23 protein-coding genes and 1 pseudogene are annotated in these 21,645 nt (G+C 72.4%); 12 read left to right on the top strand and 12 right to left on the bottom strand.

Annotated features, from left to right (window positions below; all coding sequences use genetic code 11):
- Positions 1-123 precede the first annotated feature (123 nt).
- Positions 124-1,086, top strand: coding sequence for an alpha/beta hydrolase (locus AB0B35_RS08135; RefSeq protein ID WP_361042282.1), 963 nt, complete (start codon positions 124-126; stop codon positions 1,084-1,086).
- Between the two features lie 292 nt (positions 1,087-1,378).
- Positions 1,379-1,852 carry a hypothetical protein gene (locus AB0B35_RS08130; RefSeq protein WP_361042279.1) on the top strand — a complete coding sequence of 158 codons (474 nt, stop codon included), beginning with the start codon at positions 1,379-1,381 and terminating at the stop codon, positions 1,850-1,852.
- Between the two features lie 98 nt (positions 1,853-1,950).
- On the opposite strand, the gene AB0B35_RS08125 is transcribed toward AB0B35_RS08130, so the two are convergent.
- Complete coding sequence (locus AB0B35_RS08125; RefSeq protein WP_360525306.1) at positions 1,951-2,208, bottom strand: hypothetical protein; 258 nt, start codon at positions 2,206-2,208, stop codon at positions 1,951-1,953.
- Between the two features lie 325 nt (positions 2,209-2,533).
- Between AB0B35_RS08125 and AB0B35_RS08120 the strand changes: the two genes are divergently transcribed.
- Positions 2,534-2,974 carry a GNAT family N-acetyltransferase gene (locus tag AB0B35_RS08120; protein WP_361042276.1) on the top strand — a complete coding sequence of 147 codons (441 nt, stop codon included), beginning with the start codon at positions 2,534-2,536 and terminating at the stop codon, positions 2,972-2,974.
- Positions 2,975-3,017: 43 nt separating this feature from the next.
- On the opposite strand, the gene AB0B35_RS08115 is transcribed toward AB0B35_RS08120, so the two are convergent.
- The gene (locus tag AB0B35_RS08115) at positions 3,018-3,896 is read right to left on the bottom strand and encodes a hypothetical protein (protein ID WP_361042273.1); all 879 of its coding nucleotides are present in this window, start codon (positions 3,894-3,896) and stop codon (positions 3,018-3,020) included.
- Between the two features lie 62 nt (positions 3,897-3,958).
- Complete coding sequence (locus AB0B35_RS08110; protein WP_361042271.1) at positions 3,959-4,156, bottom strand: hypothetical protein; 198 nt, start codon at positions 4,154-4,156, stop codon at positions 3,959-3,961.
- Positions 4,157-4,313: 157 nt separating this feature from the next.
- Here AB0B35_RS08110 and AB0B35_RS08105 point away from each other — a divergent pair, with 157 nt between their 5' ends.
- The 5 genes from AB0B35_RS08105 to AB0B35_RS08085 all read left to right on the top strand — a co-directional run bounded on the left by AB0B35_RS08105 (position 4,314) and on the right by AB0B35_RS08085 (position 9,365).
- Positions 4,314-5,570, top strand: coding sequence for an alpha-L-fucosidase (locus tag AB0B35_RS08105; protein WP_361042268.1), 1,257 nt, complete (start codon positions 4,314-4,316; stop codon positions 5,568-5,570).
- Between the two features lie 72 nt (positions 5,571-5,642).
- Complete coding sequence (locus AB0B35_RS08100; RefSeq protein ID WP_361042265.1) at positions 5,643-6,896, top strand: acyltransferase; 1,254 nt, start codon at positions 5,643-5,645, stop codon at positions 6,894-6,896.
- A gap of 17 nt (positions 6,897-6,913) precedes the next feature.
- Positions 6,914-7,816: an ABC transporter ATP-binding protein gene (locus AB0B35_RS08095; RefSeq protein ID WP_361042262.1), complete on the top strand. Its 903-nt coding sequence runs from the start codon at positions 6,914-6,916 to the stop codon at positions 7,814-7,816.
- Positions 7,813-8,880, top strand: a complete 1,068-nt coding sequence (locus AB0B35_RS08090) for an ABC transporter permease (protein ID WP_361042260.1) — start codon at positions 7,813-7,815, stop codon at positions 8,878-8,880. The genes AB0B35_RS08095 and AB0B35_RS08090 overlap by 4 nt, the downstream gene beginning before the upstream one ends.
- A 317-nt stretch (positions 8,881-9,197) precedes the next feature.
- A complete protein-coding gene (locus AB0B35_RS08085) occupies positions 9,198-9,365 on the top strand; it encodes a hypothetical protein (protein ID WP_361042257.1) in 168 nt (55 codons plus the stop codon).
- 105 nt (positions 9,366-9,470) lie between these two features.
- On the opposite strand, the gene AB0B35_RS08080 is transcribed toward AB0B35_RS08085, so the two are convergent.
- Positions 9,471-10,121 carry a response regulator transcription factor gene (locus AB0B35_RS08080; protein WP_361042255.1) on the bottom strand — a complete coding sequence of 217 codons (651 nt, stop codon included), beginning with the start codon at positions 10,119-10,121 and terminating at the stop codon, positions 9,471-9,473.
- Entirely contained in the window at positions 10,085-12,100 is a 2,016-nt protein-coding gene (locus tag AB0B35_RS08075) for a sensor histidine kinase (protein WP_361042252.1), read from the bottom strand. Before AB0B35_RS08075 ends, AB0B35_RS08080 begins: the two co-directional genes overlap by 37 nt.
- 134 nt (positions 12,101-12,234) lie before the next feature.
- On the opposite strand from AB0B35_RS08075, the pseudogene AB0B35_RS08070 reads away from it, so the two are divergent.
- Positions 12,235-12,894 (top strand): annotated as a pseudogene (locus tag AB0B35_RS08070) (ABC transporter ATP-binding protein); the annotation flags it as partial.
- Positions 12,895-12,984: 90 nt separating this feature from the next.
- Positions 12,985-13,728 carry an ABC transporter permease gene (locus AB0B35_RS08065; protein ID WP_361042250.1) on the top strand — a complete coding sequence of 248 codons (744 nt, stop codon included), beginning with the start codon at positions 12,985-12,987 and terminating at the stop codon, positions 13,726-13,728.
- 55 nt (positions 13,729-13,783) lie between these two features.
- Here AB0B35_RS08065 and AB0B35_RS08060 read toward each other — a convergent pair whose 3' ends face one another.
- From AB0B35_RS08060 to AB0B35_RS08035, 6 genes are all read right to left on the bottom strand, one after another.
- Positions 13,784-14,287: a hypothetical protein gene (locus tag AB0B35_RS08060; protein ID WP_361042248.1), complete on the bottom strand. Its 504-nt coding sequence runs from the start codon at positions 14,285-14,287 to the stop codon at positions 13,784-13,786.
- A gap of 159 nt (positions 14,288-14,446) precedes the next feature.
- The gene (locus AB0B35_RS08055) at positions 14,447-14,692 is read right to left on the bottom strand and encodes a DUF6458 family protein (RefSeq protein ID WP_361042245.1); all 246 of its coding nucleotides are present in this window, start codon (positions 14,690-14,692) and stop codon (positions 14,447-14,449) included.
- Positions 14,693-14,729: 37 nt separating this feature from the next.
- A complete protein-coding gene (locus tag AB0B35_RS08050) occupies positions 14,730-15,920 on the bottom strand; it encodes a cation diffusion facilitator family transporter (protein ID WP_361042242.1) in 1,191 nt (396 codons plus the stop codon).
- A gap of 73 nt (positions 15,921-15,993) precedes the next feature.
- A complete protein-coding gene (locus AB0B35_RS08045; RefSeq protein WP_360525400.1) occupies positions 15,994-16,239 on the bottom strand; it encodes a hypothetical protein in 246 nt (81 codons plus the stop codon).
- A 78-nt stretch (positions 16,240-16,317) separates the two neighbouring features.
- Complete coding sequence (locus tag AB0B35_RS08040; RefSeq protein ID WP_361042240.1) at positions 16,318-17,157, bottom strand: alpha/beta fold hydrolase; 840 nt, start codon at positions 17,155-17,157, stop codon at positions 16,318-16,320.
- Positions 17,158-17,267: 110 nt separating this feature from the next.
- Complete coding sequence (locus tag AB0B35_RS08035; RefSeq protein ID WP_361042237.1) at positions 17,268-17,933, bottom strand: LysE family translocator; 666 nt, start codon at positions 17,931-17,933, stop codon at positions 17,268-17,270.
- 257 nt (positions 17,934-18,190) lie between these two features.
- Here AB0B35_RS08035 and AB0B35_RS08030 point away from each other — a divergent pair, with 257 nt between their 5' ends.
- Positions 18,191-18,991: a metallophosphoesterase gene (locus tag AB0B35_RS08030; protein ID WP_361042234.1), complete on the top strand. Its 801-nt coding sequence runs from the start codon at positions 18,191-18,193 to the stop codon at positions 18,989-18,991.
- A 20-nt stretch (positions 18,992-19,011) separates the two neighbouring features.
- Here the strand turns inward: AB0B35_RS08030 and AB0B35_RS08025 are convergent, their stop codons facing one another.
- Complete coding sequence (locus AB0B35_RS08025; RefSeq protein ID WP_361042231.1) at positions 19,012-19,188, bottom strand: hypothetical protein; 177 nt, start codon at positions 19,186-19,188, stop codon at positions 19,012-19,014.
- 656 nt (positions 19,189-19,844) lie between these two features.
- Here AB0B35_RS08025 and AB0B35_RS08020 point away from each other — a divergent pair.
- Positions 19,845-21,638: a glycoside hydrolase family 15 protein gene (locus AB0B35_RS08020; protein WP_361042228.1), complete on the top strand. Its 1,794-nt coding sequence runs from the start codon at positions 19,845-19,847 to the stop codon at positions 21,636-21,638.
- Positions 21,639-21,645 lie beyond the last annotated feature (7 nt).

Below are 21,645 nucleotides of genomic sequence, written 5' to 3'. Positions count from 1 at the left end.
TTATCGACCCGTCCGAGCGAAAGGAGCTGCTCAGCAGCCCCGAACACGGGCGGGGATTCCACCGAAGGGCAGCGGTCGGGGCGGGCGCGGCGGACATTGGAGGAGGGGCAGGCGGGAGGCGATGTGGGGCTCGACGAGGATACGTTCGCGCAGACGCAGTACGCCGACGACGTGGTCGCGGCCAACGCGGCCATGGGTGCGGTGGTCCGCGCGATGGGCTGGCCACCGCAGAGCGTGCGGGAGTTTCGCGAACAGGCCCGCGAGCGGCTGGCCGAGGCTTCGCCGGGCGGCGTCCTGTCGCGATCCCCGCTGGCACGCGAGATCACGGTCCCGGCGCCGGGCGGGCCGATGGCGGCCCGGGTCTTCGACGCACCCGAACCGACCGGCCTCTACCTGCACGTCCACGGCGGAGGCTGGACGGTGGGCGCGGCCGACGAGCAGGACTCCTACCTGGAGGAGCTGCTGCACGCCACGGGCCAGACCGTGGTCAGCCTCGACTACCCGCGCGCCCCCGAACGGCATTTCCCCGGCCTGCTGGACGACTGCGAGGCGGCCGCCCGGCACCTGCTCGACCACGCAGGGCGGGACTTCGGCGTCACCGCGGCGACCATCGGCGGCGAATCCTCCGGGGCCAACTTGGCCTTGGCCGTGGTCCTGCGGCTGCGCGATCGCCCGGCCGCCGCCGCCGTGCGCGCGATGAACCTCTGCTACGGCGTCTACGACCTGACCCTCACCCCGAGCGCCCGCGGCTGGGACGACGCCCGGGGCGGCGTGCTCACCGCGGCCCGCATGCGCTGGTACGCCGAGCAGTACGTGCCCGACCTCGCCGACCGCCGCGACCCCGAGGCCTCCCCGCTCTACGCGCGGCTCGCCGGGCTCCCGCCCGCACTGCTCACCGTCGGCACCGAGGACCCGCTGCTCGACGACACCCTGTTCCTGTACGCCCGCCTGCTCGCCGCCCGGTCATCGGCGCGGCTGCAGGTGGTGCCCGGCGCGGGCCACTCGTTCACCATGATGCCGCTGTCGGTCACCGGGCCGGCGAACGCCGCCGCGCACCGCTTCCTGGCGGAGGCGCTCGCCGCCTGACGGCCCGCTGTCGTGAACCCGTCGGAGGATCTTCTCGCAGGTCGGCCGTTGCGGCAGCGGGAACCGGTCGGACAGCTCTCGCCGTGGACACACCGTGGTGGGATGATCGGCGCGCCGCTCGCACGGCCCTGTCCGCGACATGCCCCTCAGCACCACCGGACCGGCGCTTTGCGACCCTCGCAGCACCGTACGTCCACCTCGGCCGGATCCCGTCTGAACTGGACTTTGGCGGCCGCAGGGGCCCCGGGTCACGGGAGCGCCGGCGTGACGGAATCGGTGAGGGAGGAACGCTGTGACGCAGGCAGAAGCCGGCGCATTCAAGATTCTCAAGGGCCTGGGCATCGCGATCGTGATCGTGGTTTCCCTGGTGCTGATCGCGGTGTACTGGCAGCCCGTGCTGTCCACCATCGTGGACATCTGGAACTACCTGATCGACCGCATCCCCTCGGACGGCGGCCAGCGCACCGCGGTGCTGATCTACATGATCGCGGCGGTGGTGATGGGCGTGCTGTTCTCGCAGGCCGGCCACTTCACCGCGTACGGCATCGCGATGGGCCTGGTGCCGCTGCTGTGGGTGCTGTTCTGGGAGGGCTTCCCGCCGCTGGGCCTGAACCCGGTGTGGACGTCCAACATGGGCGTGTCCCACATGAGCCCGAGCCAGGTCGCGCTGTGGGCGGTCGTCGCCGCGGTGCTCACCACGCTGGTCTTCGTGCCGCTGGAGTTCCGCGAGAAGTGGCAGCGCCGCCGGCGCTCCCGCCGGGGCTGAGAAAGCCGGGGCGGGTGGCGCCGGCATCGTCGGCGCCACCCGCCTGGCCCGGTCCGGCCCCCGAGGCTACGCGAGAGCCGGCTCGGTCTTGCGGCACCTCACACGTAGGTCACCGTGTCGATGTAGAGGTACACGTCGTCACGGACCACGAGGTGGGGTGCGGTCACGGTCTCCTCCATGACACCGGAGTCGCCGCCGCAGATGACCACGGCCTTGTCCGATGTGACGTCGGAGATGATCCCTGCCTGCCATTTCCGCTCGCGGTAGATCCAGACCCGGTCTCCGGACTGGTACGAGTCGGTGGCCGCGATCTCGGCGGAAGAGCGCCGGGCGGGGTTGATCCTGGGAGCTGGCATTCGTGCCTCACTGCGGCGAACGTTGCTCGCGGATGGGGGGTGGAGCCGGCCGGAACGGTGGAGTCCGCGCCGTCCGCCCGGTGGGGTGTCGCCACACCATCCGGGCCACAGATGCAAGTGCCACAATGCAAACGTAAGTCGTTGCGCCTCCCATCATGCAGACCATCCTGTGCAGGCGCAAGCGCCGGATGCACGTGCAGATGACTTTTGGCATTCCTTCCCCGTACAGAGCGTCACCTGCCTGGCGTAACGCGGGCGAAATCCTGATGAGACATGGCGGTCACCCACCTGGTCGACGTCCCACTTGGCGGGAAAAGATCGACAGATGACCGTCGTGCGCCCCGTCCGACCCGGCGACCTGCCGGCACTGCTCGCCCTGATCGCCGACCACGCCGCGTACGAGCGTGCTGCCCCGCCACCGTCTGACCTCGCCGAACGGCTCGCACCGGCGCTGTTCGCCGACCCGCCGCGGCTGCGCTGCCTGGTCGCCGACGACGCCGGCACGCTGGTCGGCTACGCCACCTGGACCCGCGACCTCGCCACCTGGACCGGCCGCCACTACACCCACCTCGACTGCCTCTACCTCGACGACCGGCACCGGGGCCGCGGCCTGGGCAGGCAGCTGATCGACGCCGTGGTCGAGGCGGCCCAGGGCGACGAGATCCAGTGGCAGACCCCGGTCTGGAACACCGACGCCCGGCGCTTCTACGAGCGCCTCGGCGCACGCCCCGCCGAGAAGATCAGGTACACGCTGCAACCGCGCTGACCTAGCTCGAATCTGGCACGGACACTTTCCGGACGGGTCCGGCTCAGACGGCGTCGGGCTCCCGTACCCCGGGCACGGCCGCGGGCGGGGACGGCTGCCCGGACAGCTCCCCGAACCGGGCCAGGGCCAGCGCGCCGCCGACGGCCAGCAGGAAGCCGCCGACCGCGACCGGCACCCAGCCGGGCCGCGCCTCGTCGCCCAGCACCACGACGCCGACGACGGCGGGCAGCACCGTCTCGCCGATCACCATCGCCGCCGTGGCGGTGGTGACCGAGCCGCCCGACAGCGCCATCGTCCACAGCACCAGCGCGATGAGGCTGGACGCCGCGACCAGGTACGTGGCCGGCTCGCGCACCATCCGCGCCGGGTCCAGCTCCGGCAGCGTACGCGCGGCCAGCGCCAGCACCCCGAAGCACAGTCCCGCGCACAGCCCGAGGACCATGGTGCGCCACCGCCCGCGTAGCCGTCCCGCACCCACCCCCAGCACGGCGATCCCCACCAGGCACGCGGCCAGCGCGGCGTAGAAGTCGGTGTGCGCCCGGTTCGCGCCCTCGGGTCCGGCCGACACACCCAGCAGGGCCAGTCCGACGCAGACGGCGGCGACCGCGCCTTTCTCGACCCGGCCGAGCCGCTCCTTCATCACCACGGCCGCCGCGATCGCGGTCACCGCCAGGGCGGACGCGATCGCGGCCTGCACCAGGAACAGCGGCAGGTGCCGCAGCGCGACCAGTTCGAAACCGAAACCCAGTAGGTCGAGGCCGACACCGGCGAGGAACGGCAGGGTCAGCCAGGCGCGCACCAGCGACTTCGGCTCCAGTTCGCTGACCGGCCCCGCCTTGCGCATGCCGACGGCCTGCATGACCGACGACAACCCGAAGCACACGGCCGCCGCCAGCGCCCCGCACAGGCTCACGATCAGCACCGGATCATCGTGTCACGGAGCCCGCCGCCCGGAGCCGCGTTCCCGGCGCGCCGATAAGGCGCTCAATCCTGCAGGTGGCTGTTGGCGGAGTTCGTCCACCAGCCGCCGCCGGCACCGGTTCCGGACCTGCCGGGGTTGCCCATGCGTCGGCTGAGCCGGGCGGCGTCCTGCACCGCCCGGCGGGCCGGGTGCATCCGTCGCCTGCGGATCCTCCGGATCACCGCGAGCACCGCCTCACCGCCGAGCACCACCCCCCACACAGGCGAGCACGGTCAGCAGGATCGCCACGAAGTCCGGCATGTGCCCACGGTAGGGCAGAGCGTCGAGTCGCGGACCGGTCGAACCCTATAGGATCCGGCGATGAAACCGTTTACTATCCCTTCGGCCTCGTAACCTCCGCTCCTGAGGAGCACCCACATGACGACCCGACCCACTCCCGGCCAGCTCGCCTGGCAGGAGGCCGGCTTCGGCCTGTTCCTGCACTTCGGGCTCAACACGTTCCACGGCAGGGAGTGGAGCGACGGCACCCTCGACCCGGCCACGTTCGACCCCGCCGATCTCGACGCTGGCCAGTGGGTGGACGTCGCGCAGCGGGCAGGCGCGAAGTACATCGTGCTCACCGCCAAACACCACGACGGCTTCTGCCTGTGGCCGACCGACACCACGGCGTACTCCGTCGCCTCGTCGCCCTGGCGCGGCGGCCGCGGGGACGTGGTGGGGGAACTGGCCGAGGCGTGCCGTGTCGCGGGTATGCCGCTGGGCCTGTACCTGTCCCCCTGGGACCGCAACGCGGCCTGCTACCCCGACCCGGCCGCGTACGACGAGTTCTACTGTCGCCAGCTCACCGAGCTGTGCACCCGGTACGGACCGCTGTTCGAGCTGTGGTTCGACGGCGCGGGCTCCGAGGGCCGCGCCTACGACTGGGACGCGATCATGCAGGTGGTCGACACCCACCAGCCGCAGGCCATGGTCTTCAACATGGGCCGGCCGTCGATCCGATGGGTCGGCAACGAGGACGGCCTGGCCGCCGACCCGTGCCGCTACGCCGTGGACCGGCTCGGCAGGTCGATGTTCACCGCCGAGGCCGACACCCTCGACGGTCTGCGCTACCTGCCGCCGGAGTGCGACGTGCCGATCCGGGCGCACTGGTTCTGGCAGCCCGACGACCTGGACACGCTCAAGAGCGCCGAGCACCTGCTCGCGATGTGGTACCGATCCGTCGGCCTGGGCGCGGGCCTGCTGCTCAACGTGCCACCGGACCGGCGGGGACGGCTCGACGAGCACGACGTGACCCGGCTGCTGGAGGTCACCGCCGAGCTGCGCCGCCGGTTCGCGACCCCGCTGCGCGCCCGGCTCACCCGTGAACCGGGACGGGTCGTCGCCGAGTTCGACACCGAGGTCGAACTCGACCACGTCGAGCTGCGCGAAGACCTCACGGACGGCCAGCGGGCGGGCGCGCACGAGGTCCGCTGCGGCGAGGCGGTGGTCGCGGCCGGGCACACCGTGGGCGTACGCCGCTGGCACGCCTTCCCCCCGATCCGCACCCGGCGGCTCACCGTCACCCTGGACGACCCGCATGCCCGCCTGACCGCCGTCACCGGCTTCCGCGCCGGCCACGAGTCTCCGCCCGCACTCCAGCAGCAGCCCGAGCTGGACATGTCGAAAGTGGACTGATTCCGCCGCCCACCTCCCGCCGCCCCTCGCGCGTCAACCCCCTGGACGCGGCTGGTCACGGAGGGAGCGGGCATGAGCGAGGAGCAGGTCAGCACGGCACCGGCGCGGGTGGCCGCGCGGCGGCCAGAGCTGGACGCGATACGCACACTGGTGGTCGTCGGGCTGATCTTCTTCCACTCGTCGCTGGTGTTCGACGAGCGCGACGACTACTACATCAAGAACGCCGAGACGACCGAGGTCACCACGGTCCTGTCCGGGCTGGCCGTGGTCTGGGCCATGCCGGTCCTGTTCCTCATCGCGGGCTTCGGAGCGCGCCACTCGCTGCGCCGCCGCGGTCCGGGCGGGTTCGCCGCCGAGCGGCTGCTGCGGCTGGGCGTGCCGCTGCTGTTCGCGCTCGTGGTGCTGCTGCCGGTGCCGCCGTGGCTGCGGTTGAAAGCCGCCGACCCCGGCTACCACGAGTCGTACTGGCAGTATCTGCCGCGCTTCTTCGACGTGCGGTTCGACGCGGGCGAGTTCCCGTTCGTGGTGCAGGGCGAGCAGTTCGAGACCGGGCACCTGTGGTTCGTGGTGATGCTGCTGGCCTGGGCGCTGTTGCTGGCGGGCGCGGCGCGGCTGCTGGCCCGCCGGCCGCTGCGGCGGCTGCGCGACCGGCTGGGCGCGGTCACCGGGCGGCGCGGCCTGGTCCTGCTGCTGCCCGCGCTGCCGCTGGCGCTGATCACCGCGCTGGACGGCATGGAGGAGGGTTACGCGGGCTGGAGCCGCTGGGCCTACCTGCTGTTCTTCCTGTACGGCGTCGTGCTCGCCGGCGACGACCGGTTCCGCGAGGCGATGCGGCGGGAGGCGGTGCTCGCGGCCGTCGCCGGTGCCGTGCTGATGGCCGTGGGCATGCCGCTGTTCTTCGCCGTCGCCGAGGGCGGCGGCGACCCGCTCACCGACCTCACCGGCACGGCCGTGCTGATGCGGGCGCTCTACGGCATGACCGGCTGGTGCTTCGTGGTCGCCATTCTCGGCCTGCTCGACCGGCGCGCCCGGCGGCAGCCGAGCGCGGCACCGGGACTCGGCCGCCGCGCCTACCTTTACCTGGCGCTCGGCGCGCTGCCGATCTACGTGCTGCACCAGCCGATCGTGGTGGCGGTCGCGTACCACGTCGTGTCGTGGCAGGCCCCGATCGTCGTCAAATACCTGGCCCTGGTCGCGATCGCGCTGGTGCTGACCGTCGCCGCGTACGACCTGCTGGTCCGGCGCACGCGGCCGACCCGCTTCCTGTTCGGCGTACGCGAACCGGCCGTCGAGCGTCCAACCACGACGACGCCGCCTGGCGAGTGAGGGGTACGGTGCAGGTCATGTCACCGACGATCAAGGTCGAGGAGCTGCGCAAGGCCTACGGCGAGCTGCGCGCCGTCGACGGCGTCTCCTTCGACGTGCAGGCCGGGGAGTTCTTCGGCATCCTCGGGCCCAACGGCGCGGGAAAGACCACCACCCTGGAGATGATGGAGGGGTTGCGCCAGCCCGACTCGGGCAGCGTCACCCTGTTCGGCGAGAGCCCATGGCCGCGCAACCCGCGGCTGCTCCCCCGCATCGGCGTGCAGCTGCAGGCCAGCGCGTTCTTCGAGCGGCTGACCGCGCGCGAGCAGATCCGCACCTTCGCCTCGCTGTACGGCGTCACCGCCCGCAGGGCCGACGAGTGGCTCGACGTCGTGGGCCTGGCGGACATGGCCGGCAAGCGCAACGAGGACCTGTCCGGTGGCCAGCAGCAGCGGCTGTCCATCGCCTGCGCCCTGGCGCACGGGCCGGACCTGGTGTTCCTCGACGAGCCGACGTCGGGCCTGGACCCGCAGGCCCGCCGCAACCTGTGGGACGTGCTGCGCGACATCAGCGCGCAGGGCCGCACCGTGGTGCTGACGACGCACTACCTCGACGAGGCAGAGTCGCTGTGCGACCGCGTCGCCATCATGGACCACGGCCGCATCCTGGAGTCCGGCCCGCCCGCGACGCTGGTCCGCGACCTGGACGCGCCGACCCGGATCGCGATCGAGAGCGGCGTCATCACCGCCGACGCGGCCCGGGGACTCGCCGACGGGCTCGACGTGACCGACGACGGGGTGTCGCTGACCATCGCGACGCGTACCCCCGCGCCCGTGCTGTCGGCCCTGGCCGAACGGGACGCGATGCGCGGCCTGTCGGTGCGCGGCGCCACCCTCGAAGACGTCTTCCTGCACCTCACCGGACGGGAGTACCGGGCATGACCGGCTTCGTCAGCCTCTCCACGGCGATGGCCCGCGGCTTCTTCCGCGACCGCACCGCCATGTTCTTCACCATCCTGTTCCCGCTGATGTTCCTGGTGCTGTTCGGCGGCCTGTTCAAGGACGCGGGCGCGTCGAAGACCGACATCCTGCAGATCGGCCCGGTGCCGGTCGTCGACCAGCTGCCCGCCGAGGCCGCCGCGGGGCTCGACCAGGTGCTCGCGGTGACCCGTACGGCCGACCGCGCCGCCGCGCTGGAGGAGGTGCGCAAGGGCGACAAGGCCGCCGCGATCGAGCAGGTCGGCGGTGAGCTGATCGTGCACTACTCGGCCGCGGACGCGGTCAAGGCCGCCACCGTGCAGGGCATCCTGGAGTCGCTGGTCCAGCAGGCGAACCTGGCCGCCGCGGGCGTCACCACCCCGGCGACCACCTTGCGCGCCCAGCCGGTCGAGGACCAGTCCCTCAAGGCGATCCAGTACATGACCCCCGGCCTGCTGGGCTGGGCGATCGCCACCGGTGCCACGTTCGGCGCGGCGCTGACCCTGGTCACCTGGCGGCAGAAGAAGATCCTGCGCCGCCTGCGGCTGTCCCCCGTGCCCGTCGCCTCGATCATCGGCGCGCGGGTGTCGGTCAGCATCGCCATCGCCCTGGTCCAGTCGGCCATCTTCATCGGCGTGGCCCTGCTGCCCTACTTCGGCCTGCGGCTGTCCGACCAGTGGTGGGCGTTCATCCCCATCATGATCGCCGGCACCCTGGCCTTCCTGTCCATCGGCCTGGTGGCCGGCGCGGCCTCGAAGACCCCCGAGGCGGCCAGCGCCATCGCCAACCTCATCACCCTGCCGATGGCGTTCCTGTCCGGCGCGTTCTTCCCCCTCGACGGCGCGCCGGCGTGGCTCCGGCAGATCTCCGAGTTCCTCCCGCTCAAACACCTCGTCTCCTCGATGCAGGACGTCATGGTCCGCGGCGAGAGCATCACCGTCACCCTGCCCGACATCGGCATCCTGCTCGCCTTCACTCTCGTCCTGTCCGCCGTCGCCGCCGCCCTCTTCCGCTGGGACGACGCCTGACCCGCCCGGAACAAAGGAAGGGCACCTTCTTATCGCTACGCGTATAAGAAGGTGCCCTTCTTCACGCAGCGCGCCTGCGAGCTGCGGCGATGCGGGCTGCGGCGATGCGGGCTGCCGAGCCTTCGGCCACCGGTCGGCCGCCGTTCAGGAACCGTCTCCGCCTGCTTCACCCGGTGCCGCCACCGTGAACCCGCCCGCCTCCGTGCGGGCCGGACCACGTGATGCAACCCCGGACTCGGCACAGCACGACTCTCTGGTCGTCAGGACGAATCGCGGCGCATCCCGCCCGGTCGCCGAAGCCACGCCCAGGGGAGCCGATGACCACGTACCTCGTCCTGGCGGCAGCCGCCGTCGCGGTGTCGCTGGCCACGCTGCTGTTCCTCGGCCGACGCATCGTCCTGACCGAGGACGGCTCCCACGGCCTCTGCCGCCTCGACCACACCGCTCCCACCACCGCCGCGTGGTGCGCCGACTGCGGCGCGTGACCCCAAGATCGCTCGACTTGCCGGGCACCTGTGCGTATCTTGAGTCCGCTTACGCCCACCTGCCTGGCAAGTCGAGCGGTCTTGAGCGCGCGGGCCGTGACGGGATCAGCTCGCGCCGTTGAGGTAGGCCAGGACCGCCAGGACGCGCCGGTTGTCGTCATCGGACGGTGCCAGGTCGAGTTTGCCGAAGATGCTGGCCGTATGCTTGCCGACAGCGCTCTCCGACAGGAACAACCGCTGCCCGATCGCCGCGTTGGAGCGCCCCTCGGCCATCAGCTCCAGCACCTCCCGCTCGCGCGGGGTCAGCCGGGCCAGCGGCACGTTGCGCGCGGGTTGCTGGAGCAGCTTCGCGATGACCTCCGGGTCCATCGCGGTGCCGCCACCGGCGACCCGGCGCACCGCGTCGAGGAACTGGTCGGCGTTGAACACCCGGTCCTTGAGCAGGTATCCGATCCCGCCGGTCCCGTCGGCGAGCAGTTCGCGCGCGTACAGCTGCTCGACGTGCTGCGACAGCACCAGCACCGGCAGGCCCGGCACCTGCCGACGCGCCGTCAGCGCCGCCTGCAGTCCTTCGTCGGTGTTCGTCGGCGGCAGCCGCACGTCGACCACGGCCACGTCCGGCCGGTGCGTGAGCAGGGCGTCGAGCAGGTCCGGGCCGGTCTCCACGGCGGCGACGACGGTGCAGTCGTGCGCCTCCAGCAGGCGGACCAGCCCTTCCCTCAGGAGGTAGAGGTCCTCGGCGAGGACAACGCGCACGGTATCTCCAGGGTCAGCACGGTGGGGCCACCCTGCGGGCTGTGCAGGGCGAGGGTTCCGTCGAATGTAGCGAGTCGCCGGCGCAGCCCGTGCAGCCCGCCGCCGTGCGCGGGTTCGGCCCCGCCGCGGCCGTCGTCGGTGACGGTGACCCGCAGCAGGCCGCTCGTGTGCCGGATGTCCACGCCGACCCGGCTGGCCTGCGCGTGCCGGGCGGCGTTGGTCAGCGCCTCGGCGACCGCGAAGTACGCGGCCGTGGCGACCGGCGCGGGCGGCTGCCCGGCCAGGTCGGCGCGCACCTCCACGGGCAGCGCGGAGTCCAGCGCGAGGGCGCGTACGGCGTCGGCGAGGCCGCGCTCGGCGAGCACCGGTGGGTGGATGCCGCGGACCAGGTCGCGCAGCTCGGCCAGGGCCGCGGCGGAGGTCTCCCGGGCCTGCGCCAGCAGCGCGCGGGCGGCGGCCGGGTCGCGGTCCATCAGCTGCTCGACCGTGCCCAGGCTCAGCCCGACGGCGACGAGCCGGGCCTGCGCGCCGTCGTGCAGGTCGCGTTCGATGCGGCGCAGCTCGGCGCTCTGCGCGTCGACGGCCTCGGCTCGGGTCTGGGCGAGATGCTCGACGCGCTGGGTGAGCCGGGCGGAGCGGCTCGGCGCGAGCAGCAGCCGCGCCCAGCCGGTGATCAGCCGCAGCACCGGGCGGGCCAGCACCACGCCGAGCAGCCCGAGAGCCAGGCCGATCGGGATGGACGTCCAACCGGGCAGCATGTCGGCGGCGGGCACGCCCAGGGTGAACAGCTGCCAGACGTACCAGGGGCTGATCCACAGGCCGGTGACGAGGCCGAGCGGCACGCCCCACAGCGGCCAGAACAGCGCCTGCCAGAACAGCCCGAAGTAGCCCGCGCCGATCAGCACGCCGGGGATCACGGCAACCAGCGCCGCCAGCGGCGCGGTGGCCATCCAGGCCAGGTCGCGCCAGGTGGCCGGGTCGCCGAGGATCCACGGGAAGAAGCCGGCGCGGCGGGCGCCGTCGCGGGTGGCGTAGAGGGTGCGCCCGACGCGGTAGCGGCCGTCGGGTCCGGGCTCGGGCACGGGCTCACGCTGCCGGTACGGGTCCGGCATGGGCTCGCCGCCGCCCCACTGCACGCACAGCCGCCGGTAGTGGTTGAGCATCGGCCGGATCGCGTACGCCAGCCAGGCGATGCCGAACCCGCCGCTGAGCATGGTCAGCAGCAGCGTCAGCGCGAACACCGCGAACCCGGTCAGCGACAGCCCGAGCAGCAGCGCCGCCTTCCACGTGTCGTGGCCGCCGCGACGCAGCCAGTCCCCGATCCCGGACGACTTCCACCAGGTCAGGCCCGGGTCGCCGAGCCACTGCCGGGCCCAGCGGCCATGGGTGCGCAGCAGGGTGGGCCCGGCGAGCACCCCGACGGCGATCGCGGTGATGCCCGCCGCGAGCACGGCCCAGCCGGGCATCGTCAGGCCGAGCCCGGCCACCAGGTCGGTCAGTCCGGTGTCGGCCAGCACCCGGCGGCCGGGACCGGTCATCCCGCCGACGAGCAGCACACCGGCTACGAGCAGGCCCGGCGCGAGCAGCGCGACCAGGGCGCCGGCGGGTGCGAGCAGCACCAGCCACATCCAGTCCCGGGCCGTCGCCGGGTCGTCGCTCAGCCACTGCATGCGCAGGAAGAAGGCCGGATAGTGGCGGGTCTTGAACAGCTGGCCGTCGTGCTCGTACCAGCCGTCGGGGCGGCGCGGCGGCGTCGGCACCGGGCCCGCGCGGTACGGCGGGTCGATCACGATTCCGCTCCAGGAGCCGGCCAGCCGGCGCGACAGCGCGGTCAGCCGGCGGACCAGCTGCAGCACGGCCGGGTAGGTGACGACCGCGCCGACCGCCATCATCAGCGGCAGCGAGGCGACGAATCCGAAGACCGCGAGCAGCGCGAGGGCGACGCAGCGCAGCGGGGCGAGGGCGTACGACCGGAACATGCGACACATCGTCGCCGATCGGCGCGGGTCACGGCACTGCGCGTGGGCCCCCGGCCGGGGTGGGGTTTCCTACACCCCCGCTCGGCGCGCAACCGCATACCGGCGCTCGCATCGCGTCTCTACCGTCTATCAGCATGACAGTCATCGAAGTCAACGGACTCACCAAGCGGTACGGCGACCGCACGGTCGTCGACGGCGTCTCCTTCACCGTCGCCGAAGGCGAGATCTTCGGCATCCTCGGCGAGAACGGCGCCGGCAAGACCACCACCGTCGAATGCATCTCCGGGCTGCGTACCCCCGACGCGGGCAGCATCGGCGTGTTCGGTCTCGACACCCGGACCGACCGGGAGGAGCTGCGCCGGATCATCGGGGTGCAGCTGCAGGAGAGCCAGCTGCAGGACCGGCTGCGCGTCGGCGAGGCCATGCAGCTGTACGCCTCCTTCTACCACGACCCCGCCGACTGGCGCGAGCTGCTGGCCGCGGTCGGGCTGACCGAGCAGGTCCGGGTGCCGTACGCGAAGCTGTCCGGCGGCCAGAAGCAGCGCCTGTCGATCGCGCTCGCACTGATCGGCAACCCGCGCCTGGCGATCCTGGACGAGCTCACCACCGGCCTGGACCCCCGGGCCCGGCGCGAGACGTGGAAGCTGATCCGCCAGATCCGCGACCGCGGCGTGACCGTGCTGCTGGTCACGCACTTCATGGACGAGGCCGAGCGCCTCTGCGACCGGCTCGCCGTGCTCGACGGCGGCAAGATCGTCGCGCTGGACACCCCCGCCGCGCTGATCGCGGGCGTCGGCGACGTCGACGGCTACCGCGCCAACCTCGAGGACGCGTTCCTCGCCCTGACCGGCACCGACCGCGACAACTGAACAGGAGCAACCACCATGTCCGCCCTGACCCGACTGACCGGCACCGAGGCCCGGCTGTTCCTGCGCGAGCCGGTGAGCGCGTTCTTCGCGCTGGCCTTCCCGGCCGTGCTCGTGATCGTGCTCGGCAACGCCATCCCCGCGTTCAGCGAACCGTCGCCCGACTTCGGCGGCGAGCGCCCCATCAACCTGTACCTGCCCATCGTGCTGGCCCTGGCCATCGGCACGGTGACGATGACCTCCCTGCTCAGCGTGCTCGCCCAGTACCGCGAGCGGGGCGTGCTCAAGCGGCTGGCCACCACGCCGGTGAAGCCGTCGGCGCTGATCGGCGCGCAGCTCGGCGTGAACGTCGCGGCCCTGGTCGCGGGCTCCGCGCTGATGATGCTGACCGCCGCGGTGGCGTTCGGCAGCCGCGGGCCCGAGAACTGGCCGGCCCTGCTGGTCGCCTACCTGCTCGGCGCCGGGGCGATGACCGGCGTGGCGCTGTTCATCGCCGCGGTGACGCCCAATGCCCGCGCCTCGGCCGGCATCGGCACCCTGGTGTACTTCCCGATGCTGTTCTTCGCAGGCGTGTGGACCCCGGGCGACATGATGCCCGACGGCGCGCAGCGGGTCGCCGACTTCACCCCGCTGGGCGCCGCGTCGCAGGCGATGCAGGCCGCCTGGAACGGCGCCTGGCCGCAGCCCCTGCACCTCGCGGTGGCCGCGGGGTACACCCTGGTCACGGGGGCTCTCGCGATCCGGCTGTTCCGCTGGCAGTGACCGGCCGCGGTCCTCGGCCGAAGCCGCATCCCTCGGGGGTGCGGCTTCGGCCTGTTCAGGCGGCGGTCGCCGCGTCGAGCAGGGCCAGCACCTTGCGGTCGAGTTCCTCGGCGACGGCCAGGGCCCGCTGGTCGCCGTACGGCCGCAGCGCGCTCGCGACGGTGTCGTAGCCGACGCGGACCCCGTCGGGCGCCTGGTGGACCAGGATCGTGACAGGGGCGTAGGAGCCCGCGTCGGGCACGTACCGGGCCATCTGGCTCATCGTCAGCGGGTTGCCCGCGATGATCCGTACCAGGCGGAACTCCGTGATGTCCGGGTTGACGGCCAGCGCCGCGCCCTCGTCGAGTTCCAGGAACCGCATCAGGTCGCTGGGCCCGACCGCGTCCTCGACGACCCTGCGGTACTCCCCGAAGTCCTTCGCCGCGGCCAGGTCGGCGAGGAACGCTCCCAGGTCCGGCCGCCCGATGCCCAGGTAGATGCCTGCGACGACGTCGTCGAAGGTCCGTCGCGAGGTGAAGGTGACCCGCTCCAGCGGGATGCTCGTCGTCCTGGCGCTCATCTGACGCTCTCCCTGGTGTCCGTCCGGCCCCGGCGGCTGCGCTCAAGTCTTCCTGGTCGGCTCACCTGACGAGCCCGAATTCTCCGAGCCGGCCGGCGGCACGGTGTGGGCATGGCGAAGGGCGGGGCCGGTCCAGGCCCCGCCCTTCGCGGAAGACGGTCAGACCGTGCCGGGGGGCACGGTGTCGCGGGTCTCCTCGATGACCCGCCGCTCCGTGGGCGCGGTCGTGACCGCGGGCCGACGGCGGCTGCTCCAGATGGTGAGGGTCAGCACCATCCCGAGCGCGCCGACGACCATCAGGATCCAGCCGACCACGTCCAGGTCCAGCCCACTGATGCTCACGTCCAGGGCGAATGTGAGGATCGCGCCCAGCGCGATCAGGAATAGGCTCGCGCCGATACCCATGTCAGCCTCCTTCTGGCGACCATCGCCTCGCCAGCGGCTATACCCGGTCGCGTGCCCCGCCAACCTCGGAATCACGGTGGTGGCTCAGCACCGCGTGCGGGTCGGCGTGTGTCCCGGCCGGATCGGCGTGCACCATGGCGGCCGTGAGCTTCGGCACCGCATGCAGCAGCCGGTGCTCGGCGTCGACCGCGATGGCGTGCGCCCGGGACACCGTCAGCTCGGCGTCGACGGCCACCGCGCACTCGGCCCGCAGCCGGTGCCCGATCCAGCGCAGCCGCACCTCGCCCACGTCGACCACGCCCGGGGTGCCGCGCAGCGTCTGCTCGACGGCGTCGACGAGTTTCGGGTCGACCGCGTCCATCAGCCGCCGGTACACCTCGCGCGCGGCGTCCTTGAGCACCAGCAGGATCGCCACCGTGATGAGCAGGCCCACCACCGGGTCCGCCCACCACCAGCCCAGCGCCGCACCGCCCGCGCCCAGCAACACGGCGAGTGAGGTGAAGCCGTCGGTACGCGCATGCAGCCCGTCCGCGACCAGCGCCGCCGAGCCGATGCGCCGCCCGACGACGATGCGGTAGCGGGCCACCAGCTCGTTGCCCGCGAACCCGATCAGCGCCGCCGCGGCGACGTAGGGCAGGTGGCGTACCTCCTGCGGGTCGAGCAGCCGACGGAACGCCTCGTACCCGGCCAGCGCCGCCGACGCCGCGATGGTCAGCACGATGAAGATGCCGGCAAGGTCCTCGGCCCGGCCGAAGCCGTACGTGTACGAGCGCGTCGGGCGGCGGCGGCCCAGCACGAACGCCACGCCCAGCGGCACCGCGGTCAGCGCGTCGGCCACGTTGTGCAGGGTGTCGCCGAGCAGCGCGACCGAGTGGGAGAAATACACGACGACGGCCTGCAGCACCGCGGTGACGCCGAGCACCACCAGCGAGATCCACAGGGCGCGCAGGCCCTCGCGGGAGGACTCCATCGCGGAGTCCACCTTGTCCGCCGCGTCGTGCGAGTGCGGGCTGAACAGGTGGCCGAGCTGGTGCTTCAGCCGGGAGAGCAGGCCCGTGCTCGCATGATCGTGGCCGTCGTGATCGTGGCCGTCGTGATCGTGGCCCTCGTGATCGTGGCCCTCGTGATCGTGTTGATGGTCGCGTGCGTGCGGGTGCGCGCCGTGCTCGCCGGGTCCGTGTTCCGCGTGGCCGTGGCCGTTCGAGCCGTGGCGGTGATCGTCACTCATGGCGTGCCTCCCGCGCCCACTAAAGCAGAAGTCGATCGCGTTCGCCGCTCAGCACGCCGTTGCGGTCGCCGCGTCACGGCCCGTCGAGTGGGTACTCCACGTCCGGAAGCACCTCGATGGGGAAGATCTCCGCGTGGACCGCGGCGTGAGCGTGCACGTCGGCGAAAGCGGCCTCCCTGGCCCCCGGCTCATCCGGCCGAGCCTCCCCGCACCAGCCGCACTCGCAGGTGGCCGCATAGTACGGCTGGTAGTTGTCCTTGTCCTTGACGTACATCACGAAGGCCCGTTCGGTGATGTCACGCTTGCGCCACCATGCCATGACCGCTCCCTCGCCAACCGCAGGCATCGGCCCAGAACCATATCCGGCCCGCGCACCTCGCCGCGCCTGAAGTGCCGGTCAGGAAGCGCCGTCGATCCGGTCGGCGAGGCGGTCGACGGCGGCCATCAGCTCGTGCCCTTCGAACAGCACCGCGTCGTTGTGGTCCGCCCCTTCGACCGGCGTGATCTCCACCGCGCCGGCCGCGGCCTTCGCGACCGCGAGGCTCTGCTCCGCGGGCACGATCGAGTCCTCGGTGCCGTAGACCACGGTGGTAGGCACGGCGATGCCCGCGATCTGCTCGGCCACCGGGAACCGGTCGCGCAGCATGAGGCGTACCGGCAGGAACGGGTAGTGCTCGGCGGCGGTCGCCGCCAGGTCCGTGAAAGGCGAGCGCAGCAGCAGCCCGGCGGGCGGGTGCTCGACGGCCAGACCGGTGACGGCGGCGCAGCCCAGGCTCTCTCCGAAGTAGATGATCCGGTCCGGACGCGCCTTCGCCTCGTCCACAAGGTGACGGTATGCCGCACGGACGTCCAGCGCCAGGCCGGTCTCGCTCGGGCTGCCGGGGTTGCCGCCGTACCCGCGATAGTCCATGAGCAGCACGGTGAACCCGCGGGCGGACAGCGCCCGCGCGACCGGGGCCCGGTCGGCGCGGTTGCCCGCGTTGCCGCCGGCGACGAGCACGGTCAGGTCGCGGTCCGGGCCGGTCGGCGGCACCAGCCACGCGGTCAGCGCCAATCCGTCGGCGGTGTGCAGGGTGACGTCCTGCGCGCCGGGAATCGTCCGGTCGGCCGGGCCGGGGTGCGCGGTGTCCGGCAGGAAGATCAGCCGTCGCTGCAGCAGCCACAGCGCGGTCACCAGCACCGCGATGACCAGCAGCACGATCAGCGCGGGGCGAACCAGCGACGAGGCCTTCAGCACCGTTCCATTCTCACCCCGCGGCCGCCGCCACGAAGCGGCAGCCCGCGCCGCATCCGGTGTTAAGAAGGTGCCCTTCCGCTACGGAATCCGTTAAGAAGGTGCCCTTCCTTTTAGCGGTCGGTGGTTAGGCGGAGGCCTAGGGAGATCAGGAGGGTGCCGGCCAGGGCGTCGGTGAGGCGGCGGAGGCGGGCGGGGGTGGCGGTGTCGCCGTTCCACCAGCGGCGGGCGAGGTCGATGCCGCCGATGAGCAGGGCGAACCAGATCATCGCTTCGAGGTCGTGGACCAGGGCCAGCAGGAGGCCCATGGGGAGGGCGGCGACGTCGTCGGGCAGGAACTGCGGGAGCATCGCGACGTAGAAGAGGCCGACCTTGGGGTTGAGGAGGTTGGTCAGGGCGCCGGTGCCGAAGGCGCGCCAGGCCGAGCCGGTCGCGGGCGGCGGCGGCACGGCGGCGGGGGTCGGCTCGGCGGTTGCGGTGCGGCGGGAGCGCCAGGCGTCACGCAGCATGAGTGCGCCGATGACGACCAGGTAGATTCCGCCCGCCACCCGCATCACGGCGTACGCGGTGGTGCTGGCCAGCAGGAGCGCGGAGACTCCGGCGGCCGCGGCGGCGCCCCAGACCAGCGCGCCGGTGCAGATGCCGGCCGCGGTGGCGTACGCGTGCCCGCGTCCCCGGGCCACCGCGACGCGCAGCACCAGCGCCGTGTCCACCCCGGGGATGATCGTGAGCACTCCGGCGACGAGGGCGAACGAGACGACGGCCGAGGTGATGGTCACGCGCCGCAGTCTCTCACGCGGCGCGCGAGCTCACACCGCGCCGTGCCGCCGGCCGCCGCGCAGCCGTCGGCGCTGCCGCAGATCCCCGCGACGCGAGCGGCCACCCGACGCCGCCGACTCCGGCGAAGCGGGGTGGTTCACTGCGGCGACAACACCCGCGTGCGGCGGTTACATCTATTTTGATGTGACCACATCAAAATAGATGTAAGCGTTCCGGCAGATGTGCCCCCGGGCCCGGCGCCCGCTACGGTCAGGCGATGCAGGTGACCGGAGACGAGCTGACGACCGTGACAGGTCTGGCCTACCGGCAGGCCCGGTCGGGCGGCGGCACCGAGTCGGTGCGGCTGCCCGTGCACCGGCTCGCCGTCACCCGGGTGCCCGACGGCTGCGAGGCCGTCCTCGTCGCCGGTGACCTGCAGGGTGTCGCCCCGTCGCCGCTCCAAGGCGCATCCGTGCTGCTCGGGGTCGCGCTCGCCGAGCACCTGGCCGGCTGGGCGGAGCAGGGCCTCGTGCCACCGCCGGACCGGCTCGTCGTGGTGCTCGCCGGTGACCTCTACTCCGCGCCGACCGCCGACGTACGCGGCGCGAGCGGTGACGTCGCCGACGTCTGGCTCGCCTTCGCCGCCGCAGGATGCCGCCTCGTCACCGGGGTGCTCGGCAACCACGACGTGCTCGCGCCGTCCGATCTGGCCGGTCTCGACCCGGCCCCGACACCGCTGGACGGCGACGCGGTCGTACACGCGGGTGTGCGCTTCGCCGGGGTGAGCGGCATCATCGGCGATCCCGCCCGGCCGGGCCGGCGCGCCGAACGCGACCAGCTCGCCCGCCTCGACCGCGCCCTCGCCACGGCGCCCGACCTGCTCGTGCTGCACGAAGGCCCGGCAGGGGCGCGGCCGGACCAGCGCGGCAACGCCGTGCTCGGCGAGCGGGTGCGCCAGGCCGCGCCGCCGCTGACCGTCTGCGGCCACGTGCACTGGCCCGAACCGCTGTCCATGCTGGGCGGCGGGCATGTGCTCAACGTGGACTCCCGGGTGGTCCTGCTGACACCGGGCCGCTGACAGGCGGCCCGGTGTCGCGGTCAGCGGACCGGGTCGGTGGTCCAGCCGCTCTGGTCGGCGGGTTCGGCGAGGCCGGCCAGGTTGCCGGCGCCGAGCACCTGGACCCGTCGGTAGCGGTTCACCAGCCCGTTGCGGCCGGTCAGGCACGTGGTCGCCGCGTCGCTGATGGCCAGGGCGACGAACGGGCCGGGATTCATAACAGCTTTCGCTCCGTGAACTCTGGTATACGCGAGTGTGTTCAGTGGCCCGGGTCCGGATTTTAGGAGTTTTGGTTCGTCGCGATGAGTTGGGTGGTCGCGGAAGGGGGTCGGCCTTGGGCTGGATGCCCGGTCGATGGTGTACCGGCGGATGTTGTCGTACCGGGTGTTCAGCCTGATCGCGTGTCCGATGTGCATGGTGGCGGGTTGGTGGTGCAGGAGCTCGGTCTGCTGCTGAGCTCGTTGCCAGCACACGGCCGTGTCCGGTGCCGCGGCGCTGGCACGTGCTGGTACGCCGTCTGGCCGGCGGCAGGCGGTTGGCGGTGAGCGGGTCGGACGGTCGGATGCGGTCGATCGCTGCGCCGTTCGTGGTGGCCGGGCCGACGGGTGTGGCGGTCCGGGACCGGCCACCGCCCGGCGTCACCTGCTTAAGCGCGCAGTGACCGCAGACGGCGGTGTTGCCCTGGCGCTGGTCCAGCCGCACCCGGGGACGATCGCCCCGAAAAGGGGCGGCGTGCTGTTTGAACACTCGACCAAGACAGCGGACAGCGCTATTTGAGCATTCGCTCAAGTCGTATGATCTGCCGACAAGCGGACTCAGACACGGTCGCCATCGGAACCGTTTCGGCGGCCGCCGCCCGGGTACCGTCGATGCCATGCCCCTGCGCATCGAGGACTACGCGGTCATCGGCGACACCCAGACCGCGGCGCTCGTCGGCAACGACGGGTCGATCGACTGGCTCTGCCTGCCCCGCTTCGACTCCGGCGCGATCTTCGCGGCGCTGCTCGGCACCCCCGAACACGGCCGCTGGCAGATCGCACCCGCGACCCCGGTGCGCGCGGTGCGGCGGCGCTACCGCGGCGACACCCTGGTACTGGAGACGGAGTTCGACACCGACGAGGGCACCGTGCGGCTGGTCGACTTCATGCCGCCGCGCGGCGAGGCCGCCGACGTCGTGCGCATCGTCGAGGGCGTGCACGGCCGGGTGCCGATGCGCATGGACCTGCGGCTGCGCTTCGACTACGGGCACGTCGTGCCCTGGGTGCGCCGCATGGACGCCGACACGGTGGCCATCGCCGGGCCGGACGCGGTGTGGCTGCGCACCCCGGTCGCGCTGCACGGGGAGAACCTGGCCACGGTCGCCGACTTCAGCGTCGGCGCGGGGTTCCACGTCCCGTTCGTGCTGACCTGGCGCGAGTCGCACCTGCCCACGCCGCACCCGGTCGACCCGATCGTGGCCCTGGAGGGCACCGTCTCGTACTGGGAGGAGTGGATCGCGGGCTGCGCCTACGACGGGCCGTGGCGCGAAGCCGTGATCCGCTCGCTGCTCACCCTGAAGGGCCTCACCTACGGCCCGACCGGCGGCATCGTCGCGGCGGCGACCACCTCGCTGCCCGAGGAGCTTGGCGGGGTGCGCAACTGGGACTACCGCTATTGCTGGCTGCGCGACGCCACCATCACCCTGCAGTCGCTGATGTACGCCGGGTTCGTCGACGAGGCGCGGGCCTGGCGGGCCTGGCTGCTGCGGGCGATCGCCGGCGACCCGTCCCAGCTGCAGATCATGTACGGCGTGGCGGGCGAGCGCCTGCTCACCGAGCGCATCGCGGACTGGCTGCCCGGTTACTGCGGCAGCCCGGTCCGCATCGGCAACGCCGCCTCCGAGCAGTTCCAGCTCGACGTGTACGGCGAGGTCATGGACGCGCTGCACCAGGCCCGCAAGGCCGGGCTGGAGTACGACCAGCACACCTGGGACCTGCAGCGCGCGCTGATGAGCTTCGTGTCGGAGAACTGGACCCGGCCCGACGACGGCATCTGGGAGGTCCGCGGCGGCGCGCGGCAGTTCACCCATTCCAAGCTGATGGCCTGGGTCGCCGCCGACCGCGCGGTCAAGGCCGCCGAGCAGTTCGGCCAGACCGGCCCGGTGGAGCACTGGCGCGACCTGTGCCGGCGGATCCGGGCCGACATCCTCGACCAGGGCTACGACCCGCGCCGCAAGACGTTCACCCAGTTCTACGGCTCCGCCGAACTGGACGCGTCACTGCTGATGATGCCGCTGGTCGGCTTCCTGCCCGCGACCGACGAGCGGGTGCGCGGCACCGTCGCCGCGATCGAGCGGGAGCTGATGCGCGACGGCTTCGTGCAGCGCTACACCCAGCACCCCGGGTCGGCGGTGGACGGCCTGCCACCGGGCGAGGGCGCGTTCCTGGCCTGCACGTTCTGGCTGGCCCAGAACTACGCCCTGATGGGCCGCGTGGACGAGGCCCGCGAGGTGTTCGAACGGCTGCTCGGTCTGCGCAACGACGTGGGGCTGCTGGCCGAGGAGTACGACACCGACGCGCGCCGCCAGGTCGGCAACTTCCCGCAGGCGTTCAGCCACGTGCCGCTGATCGACACCGCGCGCCACCTGGCGGCGGCGATGGGGCCGGCGGAGAACCGGCCCCGCGAGTGACGCCGCG

This window comes from Catellatospora sp. NPDC049133, from assembly GCF_040648455.1.
Classification (GTDB): Bacteria; Actinomycetota; Actinomycetes; order Mycobacteriales; family Micromonosporaceae; genus Catellatospora; species Catellatospora aurea.
Note: the sequence above shows the minus strand (reverse complement) of the source record. Positions and strands in the feature narration are given on the sequence as shown.